Here is a 21,008-nt window from a genome sequence, read left to right as displayed (position 1 = left end):
TATTACCATATTAATGTTTATTTTAAATACTAAAAGGAGATTGAGCGTATGGAAAAAGAAATTGATTTGAAAGAGTTTAACAATATACAAGATAGTCCAAATATATTTTTGAAGATGATTAATAGTCTGATTAATAATTATAAATTAGAATTATCAAAAATGGGAGAAATGAATGCAGATAATAGAAATTTTGAATGTGTTCTAGTCGGAGATACAGATTATATAGAACTTTTTTATGATTATGAAGAAAGTAAATTGAAATATAAAATATATTCAAAGGATAATTTACTTGATAATGAAATTGAAGCATATATATTAAAAGTAATAAATAAGACAAGCTATAAAAAAGATGAAATTGTTACTGATATATATGGAAATAAATATAGGGTATTAGAAGATTATATTCCCAATGAACCTAAAAACGGAGGACAACTTTTAAAGAAGATAAAACTATGTGATTTAAAAACTAATAATATTGTTAGTTTTTCTGGTAGTATGGTTGCACAATTATAAAAGCAACCATACTATATAGAGTAAAATTGGAGTATTATTTAAACTTAGAACAATTTAATAATATAATTTTGTTGCGAAAGGAGTGAAAAATATGAAAATATTTTTATTAATATTATTTATGTTGACAGTTTTAAGTTGGTCATTTAGCTTTTTTAAATGGATTACATATTCTCGAAAAAAGAATATCAATAAAGCACATTTTTGGGTATATTCATTACTTATAAATAGTCTTATTCTTAATATTTTAAATTTAGGAATGAAATGTATAAAATAATTTGATAAAATGATTCTTTTATATATTTTAAGAAGGTGATTAAAATCTCAGATATTCAAGATAAAAAATTTCTTAAAGATATGATAAATATAGCTTTAGAAACAAAAGATAGAAAATGGTTTAATCAATTGACGGAACAATTAAATAAGTTAGAAAAAGAAGATGATGCAGAAATAGATTTATTTAATCCTAAAAGTAGCTACGAAGGTTATTACAGTGATTTATTTGAGTATGAATATTATATATGTCAAACGGATTGTGACTTAGGTGAAGGTCAACCTTTAGCAATCATAGATAATAAAATTTATGGGAATATAAGTAATCAAGAAACTTTAAATAAAGTAGAAATTATTGTTCAATTAATAGGAAATAAAAAATATAAAAATGGAGATAAAATACTGACATCAGAACTAAAAATATGTGATGATAATTTCATATGCACTGCTTTATGGTTTCTAGGTTATCTTGGAGGGCAAGCAGATATGGAAAGTTATTGTAATGTTATAAAACAAGAAAATGATGTACTAAAAAAACGAATAGAAACTAATGATGTATTAAAATCAGAATTAGAAATTTTACAAAATAATTATTTTAATAATAAAAAGAATAAGAGAAGGTTCAAATGGAAGTTTTGGAAGAAATGATTGTAATATAAAATAATTTAAATGATATATAAAAAAGGATAGGTGAAAAACAATGAATAAAATATTTGAGACAACAGGGAAAAATGAAAAACAGTTAACATTATACATATTATGTAAATCTAAAGAAGAAGTAAACCAACTTAGTAATTTTCTTTGGGAAGATAGAAGAATAGGAGAAATAATAGAACATGATATAGATGAAGATTGTTGTTATCAGGATGATAATAATAAATATTTTTGTAAGCCCTTTAGAGAATTAATCAAAAGTCAAAGATTAGATTTACATAAAAATTATAAGAATCCTAAGACTATACATAGTGTTTATGCAAACTTAAAATAATTTAAAAAATATTAATATATAAACTTGACTAATATAAAACAATTTGTTAAGATTAAATAGAAAGGTTGGTAAGCATGAACAAAGGAAGTATTTATTTTAATGAGTTTAAAGACATCTTTTATAACTCAGAAATGTATTTAGAAGATGATGGATTAAATTTATTGCATGAATTTGTATCAGATTCTTTAAATATGATACAAGAAAATAAAGTAGAAGTATTAAAACAAATATTACAACGCATGGAAACAGAAATAGAAGATTACAATTTTAATAATGGCAGATGTCCGAAATGCAATGAGGAATTAATTGTAATAACAAAGAGAGATACTGAAAGACTTGAACACTTTGGCACAGAATGTAATCAATTAATAAGTTCTAGGAAATGTCCTAATTGTGGATGGAAGGATGATGATTAGAAAATAGGAGGGAATGATTATTTGAAATCAAAAGAAATAACTAAGTTAATTGTATTATTAACTTTAACATCGAGTATATTAGTAACTTGTAATTTAGATAAAAGAAACAAACAATTAATTGAGGAAGAAAGAAATAAAAAATCAATCAAATACATAATAGAGAATCAAAATAAATATCATAAGATTTTAGATAAGATTGAAAAACATAAAGAAGAAGAAAGACAGAAAAAAATTAAGTTAGAGAAAGAAAAAAAGAGACAAGAGCAGATTAGAAAACAGAAAGAATTAGAAGAGAAACGCAAGAGAGAAGAACATTGGTATGATGTAAAAGTTACTTATTATACAAGTAGCTATTCAGATTGTCAGAAGACCGATGGAATCGGGGCGAATAATAGAAGACTTTCAAGAGGAGATTGTGCTTTACCTCAAGAGTTTCCATTTGGAACAAAATTATATATAGAAGGATTAGGAGTAGTTGAAAATCAAGATAGAGGTGGAGCAATACATTTCATAGGAAATAATACTTTTGTTGTAGATATATTTATACCAGATGCTAGTGATGAATATATAAGCAATCTAGGAGTGAAATGGACTAAGGCAAAAGTAATCAAATAATATAACATCCTATAGGAGGGGTTAATTATGTGCAACGATAAACATACATACTTACTATGGAGAATGATTATGGAAATAACAGAAAATCCATACTTAGAATTTAAAAATCAGAGTGGATTGACGGTTAAAAATAAGAATGGTTATATAAAGTTTTATGAATTTGGAGAAGAAACTAGCAATGTAGATTTAAAAACGAATGAATCATGGGAAATAATTAAAAAGCCTGTAGATTTCAAAGTTGTATTAAATACTGACAAGAAGGTTAAAGTAAAACATTATTTAGTAGAGAATGACCCATTTTTTACTAAATACCATACATTAAAAGAAATTCTTCACAATGGTTTCAGTGGAGATTGTTCAGATGGATTTATGAGAAAGGTCATTGCAGAAGGAGAATGGTATATAGACCCCATATTATAATGAAATATGGATTTTAAACAAAGCTTATAATTAACAATAATTTAATAAATAATGGGAAGAGGGAGTTTAAATGAGTAAATACATAAAAGGTTATATACAAGATAGTTGTAATAAATATCCTATAGGAATAGAAACACCATTAACAGATATAAATGGTAAATTGTTATTAACAGGAGATACTGTATCATTAAATAATGGGCATCAAACAGTAGTATGTACACCTAGAGGTGATATTATGGGGATATGGGGTACAAATAAAAAAGGAATATATGAATTTAATGTTAAAAAAATAAAATCTTATAAAGATTTAAAAAACGGAGAAGAGTTTAAAGGCTACAATCTTAAAGTTGTTTTAGAAAAAACTAAGCAGAATAAAGTTGAAAATATTAAACATATAATAAATGGTAGAACGACAATAGTTATATTAGAAAATGGCAAAAAAGGAATAGCAAAATGTCATTCTAATGATAAGTTTGATAAACATGAAGGCTTTAAAATTGCTTATGCTAGGGCAAATGGAAAAGAAATAGATGATGAAGAAAATGAATTCAAAATTAATGAAGGGTTGTGGAATGAATTTGTTAATGTTCAAATGGCTGTCAACTGTAAAACTAAGAAAGAAGAAGAATTATTTTTTAAATATTTAAATAACAATGATATAACATGGAATAGTGGATGTAATATTTTTGAAAGTGAGATATATGAATATGATAATTATAAAAATAATACTTGTTTTTGCATGAGTTTAGGTGGAATTCAATACGGTAAAAAAAATTTTTACATGGAAGATAGTTATAAAATAATAACTTTTGAAGAATTATTTAATCTAAATCCACCAAAGCAACTATCAGATTATACAAACGAAGAATTATTAGAGGAATTAGAAAATAGGCTAAAATAATTTAATAAAAGATGACAGAAAGGAGAAGGTTATATAATTGAATGATAAATTTTATTTAGATTTTGACGATTTATCTAATTTTGAAGAACCAGAAGAAATGAATAAGGAAGTTGAGATAGATGTTCTAAAAGAAAAAATAATAATAGATATAAAAATAATATCTGATTATGAAATTTATTTTTATTGTAAAACTGGAGAAATTTATAAAATGTATCATGAATCAGAATGTTGTGAAGATGTAAGTTTGGAAGATATTTGTGGAGATTTAAATGATTTAATAAATTCACCTATATTGATTGCTGAAGAATCAACAAATTATGATAATCCTAAATATGAAGAAGAAGAAAATAATGATAGTTTCACATGGACATTTTATAAAATATCTACAGTAAAAGGACATGTTACAATAAGATGGTATGGTACATCAAATGGATGCTATTCTGAATTTGTTGATTTTATACAAGTTAAATAATTATAAGGAGTGATTAATGTGTTCACTGATGATTTATTATACAAAATAGAAGTAGATATAACTTCTAAAATCAAAAAAGGTTGTGATATGACTCCAGAAGAATACATAGAAGAATTTAAAGTAATATTCCCGCAAATACAAGGTGATAATCTAAAAGCTTGGGAATATCAAATTAAAGGAATATTTGATATTATAAAAACTCATTATAGAGGATTAAAGGAGGAGAATGTTTAAAATGATAAATAAATTTATTTGTACGAAAACAATAGACACCAAAAATAGAAAAGAATGCGAGGAAATATTTTTTAAAATTATACAGGAGTTTAAAATTAAATATAATAAAACATTATTTGAAATTGATAAGACAGAAGATGGTTATATTTTATTTGACTTTAATGACTATATTATTAAAAGAGATATTGATTTTGTTGATTACCAACTTACAATAATATTAATATGTAATACAAATATACAAGATTTTAATGAAAAAGTTCAATTTATAGATGAATATAATTTATAAAAGGTTGATTTTAAAGCAATGTAATATAATTTAATATATTGGAAGGTATGCTATGAAAGTAAACTATGATGATGAATTCATGCTAAGTCATATAGGTATGGATTTACTCTATATTATTAATAACAATGAATATGTAATGCAAAATATAGATAATAAAAGATTTAAAATTAATAAAAATAAATATGATAAACTTGTGAAAGAAGGTGAGGAAGCATTTAAAAATACATGGAAAGACTAAAATAAAATAATTTATTAAAAAGAAAGAAGGAATTACATGGTAAAAGTAATAAAAAGAGATGGAAGAATAAAAGATTTTGATAAAAACAGAATTAAAACAGCAATACAAAGAGCTACTGATGAAGTTTGTACAAATAAAAATATAGTAGATGATAAGAGTAATAACCATTTATGGTTAGATGTTTTGGTAGATAAAATTCAAGCTCGAATTAAAACGTCATATACAGATAATATACATATAGAAGAAATACAAGATATTATAATTGATGAATTATACAATGCTGATAAATTAATAGCAAAATCATATAAAGAGTATAGAGAAAAAAGAGAGAGAATAAGAATATCTAATTATACATTAAAATTAAAAAATGAAATAATAGAAACGACATCTACGGAAAATAGCAATGCCAATATTGATGAAAATAATTTTGGAGGAAAAGAACTTAGAATAGTAGAAACAATTGAAAAAAATATGGCTAACAATACATTACCCAAAGATATAGTGGAGTTAAATGATAAAACTATATTAAAACAACATGACTATCCAAAAACAGTATTAGGAATGCATAATTGTTTATTGCTTGATTATCCTAAATTATTACATAATGGTTTTAGTACAAGGCAAGGAGATACTAAACCTGCGAATTCTTATCAGTCAGCTTGCCAATTATTAGCTGTAATTATACAAACTCAATCCCTTGACCAATTTGGTGGTTGTGGTTTAATGAATTTTTCAATCTATATGATACCTTTTTTAAAGAAAACTATAGCAAAAGAAGTATCAAAAGTAGTAGATATATTAGATTTAAACATTGAAGTGCCAAAAGAGTTATCTTTTTTAGAGGCAAGAGAATTATTAGGAGACAAATATCTAAAGGCTAAAAAACTAATAGATAAATCTGTAGAGCAGGCACATCAAGCATTAATAACAAATTTAGTTACTTTACAATCAAGAAGTGGACATCAATTGCCTTTTTCTAGTATAAATTTAGGATTAATTGATTGGGAAAACGAGGAAGAGAGTGCTTATATTATAGAGGGGTTTTTAAAAGAATTATATAAAGGTATTGGAAAACGTAACAGAACTGCTATATTTCCAATCACTTGTTTTCAAGTAAAGAAAGGGGTTAACAGATTCCCTAATGATAAATATTATAATTTAAGAATGTTAGCACAAAAAGTGTTACATAAAAGATTATATCCTACAATAGTTAATTGTGATTGGAGTGGAAATAAAGCTAGTTGCTGGGAAGAAGAAATGAATATCATGGGATGCCGCACAATGACAGGCTTTAATATATTTAAACAAAATTATAACAAGTTAGGCAGAGGAAATAATTTACCAGTTTCCATTAATTTACCTTATTTAGCGTTAGAATGTGATGGAAATGTAGACAAATTCTTTGATAGACTAAATGGAATATTAGATTGTGCTAAAAGAAGTTTATTAATTAGATATGATATTATGAAAAAACAAAAACCATCTGTAGCACCTTTTATGTATGGAAATCAAACAATAATGGATGCGGATAAATGTACAACAAAAACAGAAAAGGCTTTAAGAAATAATTCTTTGGCAATAGGGTATATTGGAGTAGCAGAATGTGTAAAAGCACTAACAGGATATTATCATTGTGAAAATAAAGAGTCCGAAAATTTAGGAGTAAAAATAGTAAAAACAATTAGAGACTATTGTGATAAATGTGTACAGGAAGAAGGGCTAAATTTTGTAACTTATGCATCACCTAGTGAGGGATATTCAGAACAAGCGTTGCAGGGAATTAGAAAACAATTTGGAATAATAGAAGGAGTATCTGATAAAGAATATATTACAAATTCACATCATTGCCCTGTTGAATTAGGTGTGCCAGTATTTAAGAAAATAGATGTGGAAAGTAGGTTTGCTAAATATGCAAATGGCGGAAACATATTCCACATAGAAGTTGATGGTGCAAATTATAATGAAAAAGCTATTACAAAAGCTATAGATTATGCTCTAGAAAAAGATATACCATATATAAGAATTTCACATCCAATTGCAACTTGTATGGATTGTGGTTATTCAATAGGTGCTTTTATGAATAAATGTGAACATTGTGGAAGTGAAAATGTAGAAAATTTAGCAATAGTAACAGGATATCTTACTACAGATAAGAAACATATGAATCTTGGAAAACAAGATGAGGTTAACAGAAGAGAGTTGAATATTTATGAGTAAATATATGAATATAGCTTATTTTGATGATGCTAATGCAAATGGATATTCTATAACTATTTTTTTATCAGGCTGCTCACATAAATGCGAAGGGTGTCATAACCCTTCTACTTGGAGTAGCGACAACGGGAAAGATTTCGACAACAACATAAAAAACAAGATTTTTAATCATTTAAGAAAAAATATAAAACATTATGATGCAATTGTTTTCAGTGGGGGAGATCCTTTAAATGAAGTAAATATAAAAGATGTTTTGAATTTTTCTGAAATGATTAAAAATGAGTTTAAGAATATAAAAATTTGGATTTATACGGGATATGATTTAGATTATGTGAAACAAAATTATAATAGTATTCTAAATTATGTCGATTATATTAAATGTGGTACTTACAATGAAAGATTAAAAACAAATAATAATATACAATATGGAATTAAATTGGCAACATCAAATCAAAGAATTTATAAGAAAGGAATAGATTATTAATTATATGAATAAGCTTAAACAAACATTGTTAAATCTTTTAAATTCAGTAATGGTTGGGATATACATTTCTATAGGGTGTATATCCTATCTTTTAACTGATAATAAACTTGTAGGAAGCACATTATTTGTTATAGGATTATTTCTAGTTATGAATTTTAGCAACTTATTATACACTAGATTAAATCCACTGTTGCCATTTGCTCAAAATAAAAAAGAACATATTTTATTAATTTTACAATCATTGATAGGAAATTTTATAGGAGCATATATAACAGCTTATGTATGCAACTTAACAAGATTAAATATAGTTTTACAAGCTAAAGCATATAAATTAGTTCAATTAAAAGTTACAGATACAAATATTAGTCTATTTATATTAGCAGTTTTCTGTGGAGTGTTAGTAGGGTATGGGGTTTTATTATCTTTAAGACAAAAATATTTAGTAGATAAGACAATATCAATTTTAATTCCAGTAGTTGTTTTTGTATTTTGTGGATTTGAACATAGTATAGCTGATATGTTTTATATTTCATGTGGTCAAATGTGGAATAAATGTACTATTATTAAAATAAGTGTTATAATTATAGGTAACTTTGTTGGAGGCTATTTAGTAGGATTAATAGACAAGTTACTACATAATATAAAATAATTTAATAAAGTCAAAATAAATACTTGACTAATATAAAATAATTTGGTAATATAATACTTGTAAGGTTTGGACAAACATTCCTTACAAGTAATTTTTTAAAAAGAGAGGAAAGATGTTTAATGAAAAAATTATTATTTTTAGACAATGTGAAAATACAAGGTGTAGATTTTAAAAAAGGAGAAATATTTAATATACAAGATGAGTATAAAAACGAAGTTATTATTAATATAGGTTATATTTTTAATATAAAAGAAAATAAAGTAATAGCAAAAAGAAATGATTTTAGTATACATAAGGAAATTATAGATTTTATGTCAAAATCAAAATCAATAATACAAATCATTGATAAAGTTAGAGGATTTGAAAAGATATCAAAAAATCAATTTAATAAAGATTTTGAAGGATTTAATGTTATATATGAGGATATAAAGATTCCTAAGAGAAGTACATCTAAATCAGCAGGATATGATTGCTTTGCTCCAATAGATATTAAATTAGAACCAAATGAAGAAATAAAAATACCTACAGGAATAAGAACCTATATGTTAGATAATGAAAAATTAGGAGCTTTACCTAGAAGTGGACATGGTTTTAAATATTATTTAAGATTAGCAAATACACAAGGTGTAATTGATGCCGACTATTATGATTCAGATAACGAAGGTCATATATTCGTTAAATTAAGAAATGAAGGTCATAAAACATTAGAAATAAAAAAAGGACAAGGAATGTGCCAATTAATATTTAGCAAATATCTACTAGCAGATGGTGATGATTACACAGGAGATGTTAGGAACGGCGGATTTGGAAGTACAGATAAGTAACAGGAATGATTAAATTCATTCCTTACTTAAGAAGTTAAAAAGGAGAGATTTATCATGACTAATATATATTATATTCATAAATTAACAGGCATAAAAGTAAACCATGAGTACTTAAGTGATTCTATAAATCAAAATAAAAATACTATTACAATTGCAAGGAATCCGAATCAAAATTATCCAAATAGATATATATACAGAGAAAGATATAATATAAAAGACCTGCCATTTTCAGAAGACTGGGAAATACATAGTTATGACAATGAGTTTACTGTAAATGAATTATATGAATGTTTATTTCCATTTACCACAGGGGAGGACAATAAATTAAAAAGAAACATGAGAGAAAAGATACTAAACATAATAAAAGAAAGAAAATTAAATGATTTAAAATAACTATTTTATTATAAAACAATTTAATAACAAAAGGGGTGAGATAAATTGAATAACAATGAGTTAGCAAATTTAAAAGAAAATAAACATTATTGGAAAGTAGAGAAGACAGCTTTAGAAGTAGGAATAAAACCAAAACAAGCATTACAATTTATGGATTCTTATATACATTTACCTATATCAGATATTTTTGCAGTAGAAAACTCAGCAAGGCAAGCTGGAATATCATTAGAAGAAGCATTAAAGTTTAAAAAAGCTTATTATTTATTTGAAAAATAAGGAGGTAACATATGGTTACTAAAGAGATATATTTAAAAGGCATTAGATGTAAAGGAATATGTACATCAAATTGCAAAGATAAAAATGACTGTTATCAGTATGCTAAAGATGTTAAAAGTGATATAGAAATCAGAGTGTTTAATCATAAAACAAATAAAGTTACATACAAAACTTTATCTAAATTAGAAGCAAATTTGTTGTTAGATAATATAAAATTAAAATGGGATTAATACATATTATGAAATTATTATGTCATTAAGAAAGGAAGTTGAAAAATGAGTTGTAAAGCAGTTGAAAACGGTGAAGTTAAGAGAAAAGGCAAACCAAGTATTGAATATCATGATGACAACGGGAAACCTGTATATTACTGTTATGGTTGGATTGATTATGGCACAGAAGATTTAATAGAAACATGTTCAAAATGCAAAAAAAACGTAATATATGCACAAAGAGATTTAGAAACAATAAATGAGAATTAATTCGTAATTCAAATATATAGTAAGCAATCTGAAATTATTGTGTAATAACAAGGAGGAATTTGAATGATACAAGAATATGAAATAAAGGCTATAAAAAGTTTATTAATTAAAAATGGGATTTTAACTGAGGATGAAATAAAAAAAGAACATGATAGGCTCTTACAGGAAAAATGGGATAATGACGAAAAAGATAAAATGGAACGTCATTTATACAGATAAAAATTGATGACTGGTTTGCAATGCAAATATATGAGAAGTAGGGAGTTATTACATGAATAACTATCAAAGGTATATTATTAGGTTAGCAAAGTTAGAAATGAAAATAAATAATATAAGTTTTTATAAGGCTAAGAAAAAAGCTACAAGTATACGTAAAAGTATATGGAATATGCTTATTAATAAGTATGGATTTAAGAGAAATTAATATCGCAATATAAAGAAAATGCAACTTAATTGAGAGGAGAATATTTTATGAGTATATATGACCCAGTAGCAGAAGATATATGTCCCAAATGTGGGGAAAAGGTTTATTCAGAAGGTATAAATAATGGAGTAGGTTTTGTTTATCCTCCATTCCATTGTGATTGTGGCTGGTCAGAAATGTGTGTTTTTGAAAACGAAGAAAGCTGCAAAAAATGTGATCAATATGAAAAATGCTATAGAAGTTAATACACAATTCAAAAAAAGGAGGCAAAATATGAGATTAGAAAAAGTTAGAAATAGGAATAGAGGATATAATATCTATTTGATTATTGCTAATAGAGAATATGGAAGTCATTGGACATCACCATCAAAATCAGTTGACCACGCTGACTTGGGATATTTACAAGATAGATATCCTAAAATAAATACTAACATCAGAATGAATCAATTTAAAGAATTATATAAGAATTTATGGATAGAAGTTACAGAGAACCAAAAGGATATTATGAGGCATTGTATAGGATTAAATTATAAAAAGAAACCTTATAGAAATTATTTTTTTACAAGTTATAAAAATGAAGAGTGGAATGATCTTGTGAAAAAGGGTCTTGCAATTAAAAGTACCAAAGAACCTGATAGATATGATTGTATATATTTTTGGTTAAGTAAACAGGGAGTTGAGTTTATATTAGATAAATATATTAGCAATAAAGTTTATAATGAACTGTAATTCGTATTTTGATTATATTATGAAGAAAGATATCATAGGAAGGAGAACATTAATATGCAAGACGATAAATTTTATACAATAGACCAAGCAATGAGATTGCTAAGGACTAATAAAGAATTAATATTTGAAATAAGACATGCTGAACCTGAAAAAAAGACTCATTTTTATGAGCATATGTTGTTAATATGTGTAAAGAATATTAACGGTTATTATGATTTGAATTTTTGGACAACACCAAGAAAGGGATTAATACCTTATAAATGGGTTTGTCAAGATTATATACCGTTTAGTTCTAATGTTAAATGGTACATAAGTCCATTAACAAAAGCAGATGTTCAAAATTCAATAAATGAAATAGGGGTTAGATGATATTAAAATAAAAGCGAAATAGTTGATTCGCAATACAAAAATATAATACAAAGGAAGGAACAGTATGAAAGTAAATAAAAAGGGTTTTAAAACAATAGATGGGCTAGAATTAATTGTTATGCATAGAACCTCAGCTATAATCTTAGAATTAAAAGAAGTGCCAAAGAATAAATATACATTTTTCTTGAATTTTGAACCCAATATATTTAAAGAGTTATTAAACTACATTGAAACTATTTCAAATGAATCATGGAGCAATGTAACACCTAAAGAATGTAATAGTTTTGGTTCTGATTATGAAGAATACTATGATAGAAAATTAGATAACAACGGTTTTATATCCATATATCCCAACAGTATACGAGTACAAAGACCTAGTCTAGAAAGTAATAAACTATATCAATTTAATAAGCGAAAACTTGAGTCTTTTATTTATGACTTTAGAAAAATATTGCAAAGTTAAAGAAGGAGATACTCTATGAATGATAATCAAAAATTCATTGAATTAATTAAATGGTTAGAAGGACAAAAATACGGATATCTGCTAGAAGATAAAAAAACTTGGGTCAACTATGGTGAATTGAATGATAAATTTCCATATGATGAAGACAAAAAGAAATGGGAATTAAGTAGAAATCGAATGATTGACAAAACTATACAAAAAATAAAAGAAATAATCATTTAAAAGAATATGATAAAAGTTCAATTTTATAATATAAAATAATTTAATAAATACAGGAGGGATAAAATGTATAAAGTGTCCAAAAATTTTGATATGAATATATCATTTAATGAATTAATTGAGTATAACAAAACTTGCAAAATAAATTTAGAATCCACACATCATTATGAAACATATGGAGGAATGTTAATATATGTATCTCATCCAAAATCAAAAGAAAATTTTTCTATAGAATTAGGTGTAGATGAAGATGGAATAATGTATGAGGGAGATTATGGTTGCGAAGATGAATTTAAAGAAATATTAATAGAAGAAGGACTAAAAATACTTGAAAAATATAGAAAATTTATTAATGCAAAATTAGAGTTAGAATGTATTTTATCAACAAATGGTTTAAGTGACAACTATATCCCATTTAAAATTAAGTAATAGGAGGACATAGAAAATAATGAAAGAAGAAGATAAAGAATTTCTAAAACAATTACAACATGAAATGTTAACTCAAGATACTGTTGGTCAAGCCAATCCAAGATTTTGGGTTGTTATGCAAACTGTGAAAGATTATTGGGTAGATGATGATATTGATGGTGTTTGTATTTATGATAAAGATGTAGCAGAAAGTGTATTTGAAGGTGAATTAGAGGGAATAACAGAGTGGGTTAAACAAGAATTTGATATGGTTACAAAATGCGAATATGATAATGGTTTTATTGAAATAATTTGCGAAGATGGGAAAGAATATTTCAGTGATGATATCTCAACAATAACAGAATTTTTAGAAGAATATGATTATGGCAAATTCTCAATTTGTAGTTATAGAAACAGAGCAGAAATTGTACCAGATACAATGTTTCTAACTTTGAGAGAATGCAAAGGACATATTAAGTCAAATAGTTATCATTATAAAAATCCTCATCCATATGCCATGACAGCATGGAGAAGTCCACAAGTGGAAAGACTTTATGAAATACTTATGAACACAGATTGGAAAAATCTTTAATAATAACATAAAGTTATTATAGGGGATAAAGAGAAAAATAGAAAGAAGGTGAATATCTTGATAAAATTAGTAAGCGTCTATTTTCAAGCAGGAATTTATATCCCTACAATAGAAAAATTTATGGATTTATGTAGAGATTGTGAGTATTGTATTCATAAAAGAAAATGTTCAAAAGAAACGCTTTTACAAGATATGAATAAATACGGACATATTTTTTGTGACGATTTAGGAGCAATGTTATATGAGATCAATGAAGAAACAAAACAATTAAATGATTAGGAGGGATATACATATGAAAGCTAAATATGAAGCCACAATTAAACTAACAGCAATAGGTGATGTTGAAAACAAAGATAATTTAATAGATAATCCTAAAGAAGAGTTTGACCAAGGAATTAAACAAACTTTAGAAGATGAAATTGGAGAAAAAGTCGATATTAGTATCGATTCAAAATTTAACATAGAAGAATAGGAGGAATACATATGAAAATAAAAATAGGATGTTCAGCATTTATAATTTTATTTATTATAAACATAACTATAGGAGCATGGTCAATAATTGAAATATTATCATGGTTTGGGAAATCAATACCTTTATGGGGTAGTATTTTATTAGGGTTATTCACAGGCGAATTTTCAATTCCTATAGCTATAGTGGGAAAAATATTAAGAGTATGTGGAGTGTTTTAGTTAAATGAATATTAATAATAAAGAAGAATTGCAAAAGTTATTTAATTTCACTTTTTATATAAGTGGAGAATGTCCTAATGAAATTTTAGGTTGTAATATAAGTTGTAATACAAATAAAACAGGCAAAACAGTTGAAAACTGTGTATTGTGTTGGAGAAAAGCATTAAGTGAAAAAATTGATATGTTAAAAGGAGGTAAAAATGAGACCAAAATTAATTAATGAAAAATGGTATATAGAAATATACACAAAAGAATTTGGACATACGTTACTTTTAGACAAATCAAGTTTACCAGTAGCTAAAACATTTAATACAGAAACAGAGGCTTTAAAATATATAGAACAAAAAAGTTCAATATATAAATAATTTAATAAAATTTTAGTTTTAAACAAATTTAATTTTGGAGGGATTTATTAGTGGGAAATCAATTACAAGAAGTTAAAAATCAATTTGCAAAGGATTTATTTGAAGTAATATATCAAGAGGTGCAATTAAATAATAACAATGATTTATTTAGTTATTATAATTTAATTATAGCAAATTTAGACAAGCATGATGACATATTTAAAGACATATTTATCAATGGATTAATTGAGATAACATACATAAATGAGGATATGGGATACACAGATGGAAATATCATTATATATTTAAAGGACAATACTAGATATGATATAAAACTTATATGGAGAGAAAATATGATAGGTGATTATTATGAAAATGAAGAATGCATTCTTAAGCACGAATATAAAATCACAAAGAAAATTACAAAAATAATTGAAATGGGAGAAGTATTAGAAGAAGATACAGATAAAAACTTACTAGAACAAATCGAAAAAGATGTAGAAAAGGAAATAAAAGAAATTAAAGAAATGGAATTAAAAATGAAACAAAATGAATTACTAAATATATTAACTGAGAAAGAAAATTTAGAACTTGATATAAAAGAATTAGAAAAAGAATTAAATTCACATTAGTACATAACAATAACATAAAACAATTTAATAAAATAAAGGAGAAAATATGATATTACAATTACTAATACTGTTCACGTTAAAACTACTAGACTGTGCTATAAGCACCTTAAAAACTTTATTGTTAATAAAAGAAAAGGATTTTTTATCTTCATGTTGTATGGCAGCTAGTCAGTTCTTTTATCTTACTTTATTAGTTAAAATAACTAAAGATAATTCTAGTTTAGGTATATTTGTTATATGTTTAGGAGCTTTAATAGGTTCTTATTTACCTAAATTCATTATAAGAAGAACTGATAAAGATAAAACATGGATTTATGAGATGATACCGCAATCCACTCAACAAAGTCAAGAAATTGCAGATATATTAAGAAATAATAATCTAGAAGTTTTTACTACTAAAGGATATAATTTTGATGTAGATAAAATACTAACTATTAAAGCATTTTCTAATAATAAAGAAGAAAGTAATTTAATAGAGAGTTTAATACCTAAAGGTGTATCTTTTCATGTGATGGAAGGTCAACAACCTAACACGCTAAAGCGTGGAGACTTGTATATTAATATATAAGTCTATGTTGACTAGACTAAGTAAGATAGTGCTTACTACGTTCATTTAGTTATCACACCATAGAATAATACCCTAGTTCTATGCAACTGTGTAGGCTCTGTAAAAGTTCTGTGAGGTAGGAACGGTCAACCTAACTTATAAGCTATTTGAACATTGTCTAAGGGTAACAAACTCTGAAAGGAGGAACGAAACTTGAGAGTATTCGTTAAAAATCAAAGAAAACAAAATTTAATGCCTTGTTCTCAAAGAAAAGCAAGAAAATTACTAAAACAAAATAAAGCTAAAATATATTCTTACAATCCTTTTACTATTCAATTACTCTATGCAACTGGTGAAACAACACAAGAGTGTAATTTAGGAATAGATAGTGGAGCTAAAAATATTGGATTTGCTATTACAAGTCAAAATAAAGTTTTAGGAAAAGGTGAAATTGAGTTAAGACAAGATATTAAAGAGAATTTACAATCAAGAAAGATATTAAGAAGAACTAGACGTAGCAGAAAAACTAGATATAGAAAATCAAGATTTTTTAATAGAAAAAGGAAAAAAGGGTGGTTACCACCAAGTATTCAATCAAGAGTAAATAATCAAATAAATTGGATTAATAAATTTGTATCATTGCTACCTAATTGTAGTTTAACTATTGAAGTTGGGAAATTCGATACTGCTAGATTAATAAGTCCTGAATTAGAAGGTATTCAATATCAAGAAGGTAATTTATATGGATATGAAAATATAAAAGCTTATTTAATAGCTAGAGAAAATAATAAATGTCAAATATGTGGCAAAGAATATGATGGTAATAGTTGGCATATTCATCATATAAAACAAAGAAAAGATGGTGGAACAAATAGAGTAGATAATCTTTCATTAGTTCATAATCAATGTCATATAGATTTTCATCAAGGCAAAATACCTAATTTCAAATTTAAAAAATGCAAAGATTATAAAGAAACTACTTTTATGAATATATTAAGACAACAAATATTTAAAAGATTAAATTGTAATATTACTTATGGTAGTTATACAAAAGTAAATAGAAATAAATTAAATTTAGAAAAAACACATTATAATGATGCAATAGCAATAAGTGGGATACAAGAAATAAAAGAAAATTTTAATGAATGGCTAAAGATAAAGCAATTTAGGAAGAAAAAAAGAAGTTTACATGAATCAATACCTAGAAAAGGTAGAAAAAGTCCTAATATAACACAAAAAAGAAATAATAAAAACACTAAATACTCAAAAGGATTTTATTTAAATGATAAAGTAAAAATATTTAATAAAACAGGATGGATAAGTGGATTTTGTAATGGTGGGTGTTATGTAAAAGATATAGAAGGTAATTATATAACAATACCTAATAAAAGTTATAAGCAAGTAGGTTATAAAAATTTAGAACTCATATATCATAACAACAATTGGCAATGGTCATTTATCTGTACAGTCTAAAGAATGGCAGATTTCTGACCGACTATCATTAAAAACAATTAAACCTAGAATAGAAAGGACTTGATTATTTATGAATAAAACAAAGAATCCAATTAAACTTTATATAGGAGGAGGAATGTTTTCTGATGCAGAGATAGATAAACGAAAAGATGAAGAAAAACAACTACAAATCAATAATCCAAATTTAGAAATTTATAATCCTATTACTGCACCATTTAATGATAAAACCAATAATAAACCTACTGCAAAAGATATATTTTGGGGAGATACTAATCAAATCATAGAATCTAAATATTTAACAGCAGATATTGAAATGAATACAGATGATGGTTTATGTTATGAAATGGGAGTATGCAGTGGTATAAATATTATTCTTGACATGTTAAAAGAAGGTATGACACCACAAGAGATATTGGATAAAGTACCTTATAAGACTATATTAGCACATTGTAGTGATATAAGACTTGATAGTAAAGGATATGAAGGGTTTGATATGCCTTTTGGAATTAATCAATATAATAAAGGAGGCATAGATAGTCATGGTAAAATGTTTAGACACTTTGAAGATATAAGCGAGTTTATAAAAAATGATTTAGAAAGCGAGGAGTAAAATGTCTAAGCAGTTAGAAATATTTTATGATATGGACGAAGTTTTATATGATTTAAGCTCTTATATTATAATAGACAAATATAACAAAGATTTTAATGATAATATGAAACCCAGTGATAATAAATCTTATTGGTGGACAGATGCTAAAAAAGCATCTAAAACATATTTTGAAGGTTTATTGTTGCAAGAAGGTATTTTTCACAATGGTAATCCAATACAGGATGCAATAGAGGTTTCCACAAAATTATATGAAGAAGGATTTAAAACTAAAATAATAACTTTACCTCAATACAACTCAAATTATTGTGTTAGTGAAAAAGTTAAATGGACAGAAAAATATTTATCTTTTATAAATGTTGAAAGAGATTTAATATTTACTGGGGATAAATCATTATTAGCTAATCCTAATAGGCTACTGTTAGATGATAATATAAATAACTTAATGGAATGGAAAAGAAAAGGTGGCATATCTGTAGCCTTTTCTCAACCTTGGAATGATAAATGGAAAGGACTAAGAGTAAATAACCATAAAGAATTTTATCATTTAATTCATCAAATACAAAACAATTTAACAAATAACAATACAGATAAAGGGATAGATTTACACAATTTAAAATTTTATTATGAAAATAAATTACATAAAGGAGAAGATTAATATGCTAATATTTATAAATATAATATTATTGATATTTGTATTAACAATAATTTTCAATAAAAAGGATTTAAACTTTACAAAAACACTCAAACAAAATTATTCAAATATACTAAATAAAATTGAGCATGACATAGAGATTGATTATGAAAAAGAATTAATTAATGAAGAATTATTAATAACTGTATTGTGGGCTGTTGTTTTAGTAGTATTACAATTAATCTTTTTAATAAAAATGCTTAATTATGATATTTATATAATACCTACAGTTATAAATATATGTATACTTATATATTGTTTTTCAAAGAAAAAAGAAAATGTTAAATTTAACGAAATGTCAAAAGAAAAGAAAATTGATTATTTAAAAGAACAAATAAATAAATGCAATAGTAAACTAGGCTTTGCTATATATTATGATGCAATATATTTAATCTATTCATTTTTAATATTAACAAATATAATACATTAAGGAGAGTGATTATTATAGCTAAATTGCACGTAATATTTGCTTGTATGGGCGTTGGTAAATCGGAAGACTTAATTAGAGAATATAATTCATATAAACTAAATAAAATGAATGTGTTAGCTTTAAAGAGCCGAATAGACACTAGAGAAGGTATAGAGGAATGTTACATATCTTCAAGAAATGGAAATAAAATTCCTGCACAATGGATTAATCTTGATGATAATATTCTTACAAAAATAATGGAATACATAGATACTGAAGGAAATATTAAGGCAATTATTATAGATGAATGTAATTTCCTTTCAGAAGAACAAATAAACCAAATATCAGATATTGTAGACATCTTAAATATAGACTGTTATTGTTATTCTTTATTAACTAATTTCAAAGGATACTTATTTGAAGGCAGTAAAAGATTAATAGAGTTAGCTGACCATGATTGTATTAGATTTATGGTTACTAGAGATAGTGAAGGGAATATACCAAATGTAAATGCAAAAATTATTAATAATAAGATAGTTAAAGACGGAAATGAAATAGAGATAGGAGATGCTCAATATAAACCAATAACAAGGAAGAATTGGAAACAAGGAACAATTAAATAAATAGACATTAATTAATAGCTCCTTGTTTTTCAGGGAGCTACCTTTATATAAAATAATTTTTAAAAATGTTATTTAAAGCTTGACCAATATAAAATAATTTGGTAATATAGAATCATGAAAGGAGAGGAAAAATATGAATACTTTAATAACAATTTACATAATTTCTTTAATAGGAAGTTTATTGTGTGGCTTGTATATGAAACACGATATAAACCATAAAATATCAATAAAAGATATTATAGTCGCATTGTGTCCAATACTAAATTCTGTAGCAACAATATGTCTTTTGATGTGTTTAGGATGTGATATATTTAAATGCATTTACAAACAATTTAATAAAACAAAATAAAGAAAGTGGTGAACAAATGATAGATTTAATTATTAATTTATTTATATGCTGTTTTACAATATTGTGTTTTATATGTGCTTTCAAGTTAAGTCAAAAACTTGAATAAATATACTCTAATACATAAGTCAATGAATAAAAAAATATTAAATTTAAGGAGAGAAGATAATATGTTAAAAGAACAATGTGTAGAAATGACTTTCGATAATGATGGAGAATGGCAAGAAATAAAAGAACAATATGAAAAACTAGGATATAAAATAGTAGATTGGAGCATTAATTATATGAAAAAAGAATTTTATTTGAAAGCTATTTTAACAGATGATAACAAATTTAGAGATACTAAAAAGGAAGAAAATAAAATAAAATATAATATTCATGAGGTTATGGAATTTCCAGAAGAAACTGAATTTATAAATAAATGTAAACGAACTGTAAAAGTTAGAAATGGTGTGTTGCAAGTTTTAAATCGTAAAAATGAATGGTTAACATGTAATTTAAATAAAATATGGTTAGATGATAAATTTAAATTAGTTAAAAAAGATAAAAAAGTAGAAGTTATGGAAGCCATGAAAGCCTATGGTAAAGAAATTTATTGTATATACAATAATGGTGAAGAAGATATGAAAGTTAGTTATAAGTTAAATCATAAATATAATCAATTTGATGGGGATGTGCAATATTCAATATGCCCAGAACAGATATTAAACGGAAAATGGTATATAAAGGAGGAGTAATTACATAGTTAATAAAACCATTCTTTTATA

42 protein-coding genes are annotated in these 21,008 nt (G+C 25.2%); all 42 read left to right on the top strand.

The features are described from left to right. Nucleotides 1-48 precede the first annotated feature (48 nt). The 42 genes from ACYUDJ_RS20280 (at nt 49) to ACYUDJ_RS20075 (ending at nt 20,978) form a co-directional block, all read left to right on the top strand. The gene (locus tag ACYUDJ_RS20280) at nt 49-513 is read left to right on the top strand and encodes a hypothetical protein (protein WP_163279369.1); all 465 of its coding nucleotides are present in this window, start codon (nt 49-51) and stop codon (nt 511-513) included. A gap of 309 nt (nt 514-822) precedes the next feature. Further along, complete coding sequence (locus ACYUDJ_RS20275; protein ID WP_460289998.1) at nt 823-1,431, top strand: hypothetical protein; 609 nt, start codon at nt 823-825, stop codon at nt 1,429-1,431. Nucleotides 1,432-1,483: 52 nt separating this feature from the next. Further along, nucleotides 1,484-1,771 carry a hypothetical protein gene (locus tag ACYUDJ_RS20270; protein WP_460289997.1) on the top strand — a complete coding sequence of 96 codons (288 nt, stop codon included), beginning with the start codon at nt 1,484-1,486 and terminating at the stop codon, nt 1,769-1,771. A 74-nt stretch (nt 1,772-1,845) separates the two neighbouring features. Next, complete coding sequence (locus tag ACYUDJ_RS20265; RefSeq protein ID WP_460289996.1) at nt 1,846-2,187, top strand: hypothetical protein; 342 nt, start codon at nt 1,846-1,848, stop codon at nt 2,185-2,187. 21 nt (nt 2,188-2,208) lie between these two features. After that, nucleotides 2,209-2,802, top strand: coding sequence for a 3D domain-containing protein (locus tag ACYUDJ_RS20260; RefSeq protein ID WP_460289995.1), 594 nt, complete (start codon nt 2,209-2,211; stop codon nt 2,800-2,802). A 27-nt stretch (nt 2,803-2,829) separates the two neighbouring features. Continuing rightward, complete coding sequence (locus ACYUDJ_RS20255; RefSeq protein ID WP_460289994.1) at nt 2,830-3,222, top strand: hypothetical protein; 393 nt, start codon at nt 2,830-2,832, stop codon at nt 3,220-3,222. Between the two features lie 70 nt (nt 3,223-3,292). Beyond that, a complete protein-coding gene (locus tag ACYUDJ_RS20250) occupies nt 3,293-4,123 on the top strand; it encodes a hypothetical protein (RefSeq protein ID WP_460289993.1) in 831 nt (276 codons plus the stop codon). 37 nt (nt 4,124-4,160) lie between these two features. Next, nucleotides 4,161-4,595: a DUF7448 domain-containing protein gene (locus tag ACYUDJ_RS20245; RefSeq protein ID WP_460289992.1), complete on the top strand. Its 435-nt coding sequence runs from the start codon at nt 4,161-4,163 to the stop codon at nt 4,593-4,595. 18 nt (nt 4,596-4,613) lie between these two features. Beyond that, nucleotides 4,614-4,829 (top strand): hypothetical protein, encoded by a 216-nt coding sequence (locus tag ACYUDJ_RS20240; RefSeq protein ID WP_460289991.1) that lies wholly within the window; start codon nt 4,614-4,616, stop codon nt 4,827-4,829. 1 nt (nt 4,830) lies between these two features. Further along, a complete protein-coding gene (locus ACYUDJ_RS20235; protein ID WP_460289990.1) occupies nt 4,831-5,115 on the top strand; it encodes a hypothetical protein in 285 nt (94 codons plus the stop codon). A gap of 52 nt (nt 5,116-5,167) precedes the next feature. Beyond that, entirely contained in the window at nt 5,168-5,353 is a 186-nt protein-coding gene (locus ACYUDJ_RS20230; protein WP_460289989.1) for a hypothetical protein, read from the top strand. Nucleotides 5,354-5,389: 36 nt separating this feature from the next. Continuing rightward, nucleotides 5,390-7,570 (top strand): anaerobic ribonucleoside-triphosphate reductase, encoded by a 2,181-nt coding sequence (gene nrdD / locus ACYUDJ_RS20225; RefSeq protein WP_030031835.1) that lies wholly within the window; start codon nt 5,390-5,392, stop codon nt 7,568-7,570. Continuing rightward, nucleotides 7,563-8,051, top strand: a complete 489-nt coding sequence (gene nrdG, locus ACYUDJ_RS20220; protein WP_030031837.1) for an anaerobic ribonucleoside-triphosphate reductase activating protein — start codon at nt 7,563-7,565, stop codon at nt 8,049-8,051. The genes nrdD and nrdG overlap by 8 nt, the downstream gene beginning before the upstream one ends. Nucleotides 8,052-8,055: 4 nt before the next feature. After that, nucleotides 8,056-8,700, top strand: coding sequence for a formate/nitrite transporter family protein (locus tag ACYUDJ_RS20215; protein ID WP_460289988.1), 645 nt, complete (start codon nt 8,056-8,058; stop codon nt 8,698-8,700). A gap of 119 nt (nt 8,701-8,819) precedes the next feature. Next, nucleotides 8,820-9,524 carry a dCTP deaminase/dUTPase family protein gene (locus ACYUDJ_RS20210; RefSeq protein WP_460289987.1) on the top strand — a complete coding sequence of 235 codons (705 nt, stop codon included), beginning with the start codon at nt 8,820-8,822 and terminating at the stop codon, nt 9,522-9,524. A 54-nt stretch (nt 9,525-9,578) separates the two neighbouring features. After that, on the top strand, nt 9,579-9,917 hold the full coding sequence (locus ACYUDJ_RS20205) for a hypothetical protein (protein ID WP_460289986.1): 339 nt from the start codon (nt 9,579-9,581) through the stop codon (nt 9,915-9,917). 45 nt (nt 9,918-9,962) lie between these two features. Beyond that, a complete protein-coding gene (locus ACYUDJ_RS20200; protein WP_460289985.1) occupies nt 9,963-10,193 on the top strand; it encodes a hypothetical protein in 231 nt (76 codons plus the stop codon). Nucleotides 10,194-10,204: 11 nt separating this feature from the next. Further along, on the top strand, nt 10,205-10,423 hold the full coding sequence (locus ACYUDJ_RS20195; protein WP_460289984.1) for a hypothetical protein: 219 nt from the start codon (nt 10,205-10,207) through the stop codon (nt 10,421-10,423). A gap of 45 nt (nt 10,424-10,468) precedes the next feature. Further along, entirely contained in the window at nt 10,469-10,672 is a 204-nt protein-coding gene (locus tag ACYUDJ_RS20190; RefSeq protein ID WP_460289983.1) for a hypothetical protein, read from the top strand. A 63-nt stretch (nt 10,673-10,735) separates the two neighbouring features. Further along, nucleotides 10,736-10,891 (top strand): hypothetical protein, encoded by a 156-nt coding sequence (locus tag ACYUDJ_RS20185; RefSeq protein WP_460289982.1) that lies wholly within the window; start codon nt 10,736-10,738, stop codon nt 10,889-10,891. Between the two features lie 52 nt (nt 10,892-10,943). Beyond that, on the top strand, nt 10,944-11,096 hold the full coding sequence (locus ACYUDJ_RS20180) for a hypothetical protein (protein ID WP_460289981.1): 153 nt from the start codon (nt 10,944-10,946) through the stop codon (nt 11,094-11,096). A 47-nt stretch (nt 11,097-11,143) separates the two neighbouring features. Then, nucleotides 11,144-11,341: a hypothetical protein gene (locus ACYUDJ_RS20175; RefSeq protein WP_460289980.1), complete on the top strand. Its 198-nt coding sequence runs from the start codon at nt 11,144-11,146 to the stop codon at nt 11,339-11,341. Nucleotides 11,342-11,369: 28 nt separating this feature from the next. Further along, entirely contained in the window at nt 11,370-11,825 is a 456-nt protein-coding gene (locus tag ACYUDJ_RS20170) for a hypothetical protein (protein WP_460289979.1), read from the top strand. 54 nt (nt 11,826-11,879) lie between these two features. Continuing rightward, on the top strand, nt 11,880-12,194 hold the full coding sequence (locus ACYUDJ_RS20165) for a hypothetical protein (RefSeq protein ID WP_460289978.1): 315 nt from the start codon (nt 11,880-11,882) through the stop codon (nt 12,192-12,194). Nucleotides 12,195-12,258: 64 nt separating this feature from the next. Next, a complete protein-coding gene (locus tag ACYUDJ_RS20160) occupies nt 12,259-12,657 on the top strand; it encodes a hypothetical protein (RefSeq protein ID WP_460289977.1) in 399 nt (132 codons plus the stop codon). A gap of 15 nt (nt 12,658-12,672) precedes the next feature. Continuing rightward, nucleotides 12,673-12,879, top strand: coding sequence for a hypothetical protein (locus ACYUDJ_RS20155; protein ID WP_460289975.1), 207 nt, complete (start codon nt 12,673-12,675; stop codon nt 12,877-12,879). A gap of 63 nt (nt 12,880-12,942) precedes the next feature. Next, a complete protein-coding gene (locus ACYUDJ_RS20150) occupies nt 12,943-13,305 on the top strand; it encodes a hypothetical protein (RefSeq protein WP_460289974.1) in 363 nt (120 codons plus the stop codon). Nucleotides 13,306-13,324: 19 nt separating this feature from the next. Further along, on the top strand, nt 13,325-13,876 hold the full coding sequence (locus ACYUDJ_RS20145) for a hypothetical protein (RefSeq protein WP_460289973.1): 552 nt from the start codon (nt 13,325-13,327) through the stop codon (nt 13,874-13,876). 57 nt (nt 13,877-13,933) lie between these two features. After that, nucleotides 13,934-14,155 carry a hypothetical protein gene (locus ACYUDJ_RS20140; RefSeq protein ID WP_460289972.1) on the top strand — a complete coding sequence of 74 codons (222 nt, stop codon included), beginning with the start codon at nt 13,934-13,936 and terminating at the stop codon, nt 14,153-14,155. 13 nt (nt 14,156-14,168) lie between these two features. Further along, a complete protein-coding gene (locus ACYUDJ_RS20135; protein ID WP_460289971.1) occupies nt 14,169-14,348 on the top strand; it encodes a hypothetical protein in 180 nt (59 codons plus the stop codon). A gap of 11 nt (nt 14,349-14,359) precedes the next feature. Further along, nucleotides 14,360-14,566: a hypothetical protein gene (locus ACYUDJ_RS20130; RefSeq protein WP_460289970.1), complete on the top strand. Its 207-nt coding sequence runs from the start codon at nt 14,360-14,362 to the stop codon at nt 14,564-14,566. A 4-nt stretch (nt 14,567-14,570) separates the two neighbouring features. Beyond that, nucleotides 14,571-14,786: a hypothetical protein gene (locus ACYUDJ_RS20125; protein WP_460289969.1), complete on the top strand. Its 216-nt coding sequence runs from the start codon at nt 14,571-14,573 to the stop codon at nt 14,784-14,786. Next, the gene (locus ACYUDJ_RS20120; protein WP_460289968.1) at nt 14,767-14,931 is read left to right on the top strand and encodes a hypothetical protein; all 165 of its coding nucleotides are present in this window, start codon (nt 14,767-14,769) and stop codon (nt 14,929-14,931) included. Before ACYUDJ_RS20125 ends, ACYUDJ_RS20120 begins: the two co-directional genes overlap by 20 nt. 50 nt (nt 14,932-14,981) lie before the next feature. Beyond that, nucleotides 14,982-15,542 (top strand): hypothetical protein, encoded by a 561-nt coding sequence (locus ACYUDJ_RS20115; protein ID WP_460289967.1) that lies wholly within the window; start codon nt 14,982-14,984, stop codon nt 15,540-15,542. A gap of 46 nt (nt 15,543-15,588) precedes the next feature. Beyond that, nucleotides 15,589-16,110 carry a hypothetical protein gene (locus ACYUDJ_RS20110; RefSeq protein WP_460289966.1) on the top strand — a complete coding sequence of 174 codons (522 nt, stop codon included), beginning with the start codon at nt 15,589-15,591 and terminating at the stop codon, nt 16,108-16,110. A gap of 192 nt (nt 16,111-16,302) precedes the next feature. Continuing rightward, on the top strand, nt 16,303-17,562 hold the full coding sequence (gene iscB / locus ACYUDJ_RS20105; RefSeq protein WP_460289965.1) for an RNA-guided endonuclease IscB: 1,260 nt from the start codon (nt 16,303-16,305) through the stop codon (nt 17,560-17,562). Nucleotides 17,563-17,632: 70 nt separating this feature from the next. After that, nucleotides 17,633-18,172, top strand: a complete 540-nt coding sequence (locus ACYUDJ_RS20100) for a nucleoside 2-deoxyribosyltransferase (RefSeq protein ID WP_460289964.1) — start codon at nt 17,633-17,635, stop codon at nt 18,170-18,172. Between the two features lies 1 nt (nt 18,173). Beyond that, nucleotides 18,174-18,827, top strand: a complete 654-nt coding sequence (locus ACYUDJ_RS20095) for a 5' nucleotidase, NT5C type (RefSeq protein WP_460289963.1) — start codon at nt 18,174-18,176, stop codon at nt 18,825-18,827. A gap of 1 nt (nt 18,828) precedes the next feature. Then, nucleotides 18,829-19,293, top strand: coding sequence for a hypothetical protein (locus tag ACYUDJ_RS20090; RefSeq protein ID WP_460289962.1), 465 nt, complete (start codon nt 18,829-18,831; stop codon nt 19,291-19,293). Between the two features lie 5 nt (nt 19,294-19,298). Continuing rightward, a complete protein-coding gene (locus ACYUDJ_RS20085) occupies nt 19,299-19,895 on the top strand; it encodes a thymidine kinase (RefSeq protein ID WP_460289961.1) in 597 nt (198 codons plus the stop codon). A 133-nt stretch (nt 19,896-20,028) separates the two neighbouring features. After that, complete coding sequence (locus tag ACYUDJ_RS20080) at nt 20,029-20,244, top strand: hypothetical protein (protein ID WP_460289960.1); 216 nt, start codon at nt 20,029-20,031, stop codon at nt 20,242-20,244. A 167-nt stretch (nt 20,245-20,411) separates the two neighbouring features. Then, on the top strand, nt 20,412-20,978 hold the full coding sequence (locus ACYUDJ_RS20075; protein ID WP_460289959.1) for a hypothetical protein: 567 nt from the start codon (nt 20,412-20,414) through the stop codon (nt 20,976-20,978). Nucleotides 20,979-21,008 lie beyond the last annotated feature (30 nt).

It is taken from the genome of Clostridium sp. CTA-6, from assembly GCF_054768115.1.
The sequence above is the reverse complement of the archived record's forward strand: the minus strand, read 5'-3'. Positions and strand labels throughout refer to the sequence as shown.

What these genes read in the sequence shown, in the direction of transcription:
- ACYUDJ_RS20160 (WP_460289977.1), top strand. Translation starts at nt 12,259, where the DNA reads ATGAAAGTAAATAAAAAGGGTTTTAAAACAATAGATGGGCTAGAATTA.
- ACYUDJ_RS20230 (WP_460289989.1), top strand. Translation starts at nt 5,168, where the DNA reads ATGAAAGTAAACTATGATGATGAATTCATGCTAAGTCATATAGGTATG.
- ACYUDJ_RS20145 (WP_460289973.1), top strand. Translation starts at nt 13,325, where the DNA reads ATGAAAGAAGAAGATAAAGAATTTCTAAAACAATTACAACATGAAATG.
- ACYUDJ_RS20170 (WP_460289979.1), top strand. Translation starts at nt 11,370, where the DNA reads ATGAGATTAGAAAAAGTTAGAAATAGGAATAGAGGATATAATATCTAT.
- nrdG (WP_030031837.1), top strand. Translation starts at nt 7,563, where the DNA reads ATGAGTAAATATATGAATATAGCTTATTTTGATGATGCTAATGCAAAT.
- ACYUDJ_RS20250 (WP_460289993.1), top strand. Translation starts at nt 3,293, where the DNA reads ATGAGTAAATACATAAAAGGTTATATACAAGATAGTTGTAATAAATAT.
- nrdD (WP_030031835.1), top strand. Translation starts at nt 5,390, where the DNA reads ATGGTAAAAGTAATAAAAAGAGATGGAAGAATAAAAGATTTTGATAAA.
- ACYUDJ_RS20135 (WP_460289971.1), top strand. Translation starts at nt 14,169, where the DNA reads ATGAAAGCTAAATATGAAGCCACAATTAAACTAACAGCAATAGGTGAT.
- ACYUDJ_RS20265 (WP_460289996.1), top strand. Translation starts at nt 1,846, where the DNA reads ATGAACAAAGGAAGTATTTATTTTAATGAGTTTAAAGACATCTTTTAT.
- ACYUDJ_RS20120 (WP_460289968.1), top strand. Translation starts at nt 14,767, where the DNA reads ATGAGACCAAAATTAATTAATGAAAAATGGTATATAGAAATATACACA.
- ACYUDJ_RS20155 (WP_460289975.1), top strand. Translation starts at nt 12,673, where the DNA reads ATGAATGATAATCAAAAATTCATTGAATTAATTAAATGGTTAGAAGGA.
- ACYUDJ_RS20235 (WP_460289990.1), top strand. Translation starts at nt 4,831, where the DNA reads ATGATAAATAAATTTATTTGTACGAAAACAATAGACACCAAAAATAGA.
- ACYUDJ_RS20125 (WP_460289969.1), top strand. Translation starts at nt 14,571, where the DNA reads ATGAATATTAATAATAAAGAAGAATTGCAAAAGTTATTTAATTTCACT.
- ACYUDJ_RS20130 (WP_460289970.1), top strand. Translation starts at nt 14,360, where the DNA reads ATGAAAATAAAAATAGGATGTTCAGCATTTATAATTTTATTTATTATA.
- ACYUDJ_RS20195 (WP_460289984.1), top strand. Translation starts at nt 10,205, where the DNA reads ATGGTTACTAAAGAGATATATTTAAAAGGCATTAGATGTAAAGGAATA.
- ACYUDJ_RS20150 (WP_460289974.1), top strand. Translation starts at nt 12,943, where the DNA reads ATGTATAAAGTGTCCAAAAATTTTGATATGAATATATCATTTAATGAA.
- ACYUDJ_RS20180 (WP_460289981.1), top strand. Translation starts at nt 10,944, where the DNA reads ATGAATAACTATCAAAGGTATATTATTAGGTTAGCAAAGTTAGAAATG.
- ACYUDJ_RS20175 (WP_460289980.1), top strand. Translation starts at nt 11,144, where the DNA reads ATGAGTATATATGACCCAGTAGCAGAAGATATATGTCCCAAATGTGGG.
- ACYUDJ_RS20080 (WP_460289960.1), top strand. Translation starts at nt 20,029, where the DNA reads ATGAATACTTTAATAACAATTTACATAATTTCTTTAATAGGAAGTTTA.
- ACYUDJ_RS20090 (WP_460289962.1), top strand. Translation starts at nt 18,829, where the DNA reads ATGCTAATATTTATAAATATAATATTATTGATATTTGTATTAACAATA.
- ACYUDJ_RS20270 (WP_460289997.1), top strand. Translation starts at nt 1,484, where the DNA reads ATGAATAAAATATTTGAGACAACAGGGAAAAATGAAAAACAGTTAACA.
- ACYUDJ_RS20190 (WP_460289983.1), top strand. Translation starts at nt 10,469, where the DNA reads ATGAGTTGTAAAGCAGTTGAAAACGGTGAAGTTAAGAGAAAAGGCAAA.
- ACYUDJ_RS20185 (WP_460289982.1), top strand. Translation starts at nt 10,736, where the DNA reads ATGATACAAGAATATGAAATAAAGGCTATAAAAAGTTTATTAATTAAA.
- ACYUDJ_RS20210 (WP_460289987.1), top strand. Translation starts at nt 8,820, where the DNA reads ATGAAAAAATTATTATTTTTAGACAATGTGAAAATACAAGGTGTAGAT.
- ACYUDJ_RS20215 (WP_460289988.1), top strand. Translation starts at nt 8,056, where the DNA reads ATGAATAAGCTTAAACAAACATTGTTAAATCTTTTAAATTCAGTAATG.
- ACYUDJ_RS20280 (WP_163279369.1), top strand. Translation starts at nt 49, where the DNA reads ATGGAAAAAGAAATTGATTTGAAAGAGTTTAACAATATACAAGATAGT.
- ACYUDJ_RS20165 (WP_460289978.1), top strand. Translation starts at nt 11,880, where the DNA reads ATGCAAGACGATAAATTTTATACAATAGACCAAGCAATGAGATTGCTA.
- ACYUDJ_RS20095 (WP_460289963.1), top strand. Translation starts at nt 18,174, where the DNA reads ATGTCTAAGCAGTTAGAAATATTTTATGATATGGACGAAGTTTTATAT.
- ACYUDJ_RS20255 (WP_460289994.1), top strand. Translation starts at nt 2,830, where the DNA reads ATGTGCAACGATAAACATACATACTTACTATGGAGAATGATTATGGAA.
- ACYUDJ_RS20205 (WP_460289986.1), top strand. Translation starts at nt 9,579, where the DNA reads ATGACTAATATATATTATATTCATAAATTAACAGGCATAAAAGTAAAC.
- ACYUDJ_RS20100 (WP_460289964.1), top strand. Translation starts at nt 17,633, where the DNA reads ATGAATAAAACAAAGAATCCAATTAAACTTTATATAGGAGGAGGAATG.
- ACYUDJ_RS20110 (WP_460289966.1), top strand. Translation starts at nt 15,589, where the DNA reads ATGATATTACAATTACTAATACTGTTCACGTTAAAACTACTAGACTGT.
- ACYUDJ_RS20075 (WP_460289959.1), top strand. Translation starts at nt 20,412, where the DNA reads ATGTTAAAAGAACAATGTGTAGAAATGACTTTCGATAATGATGGAGAA.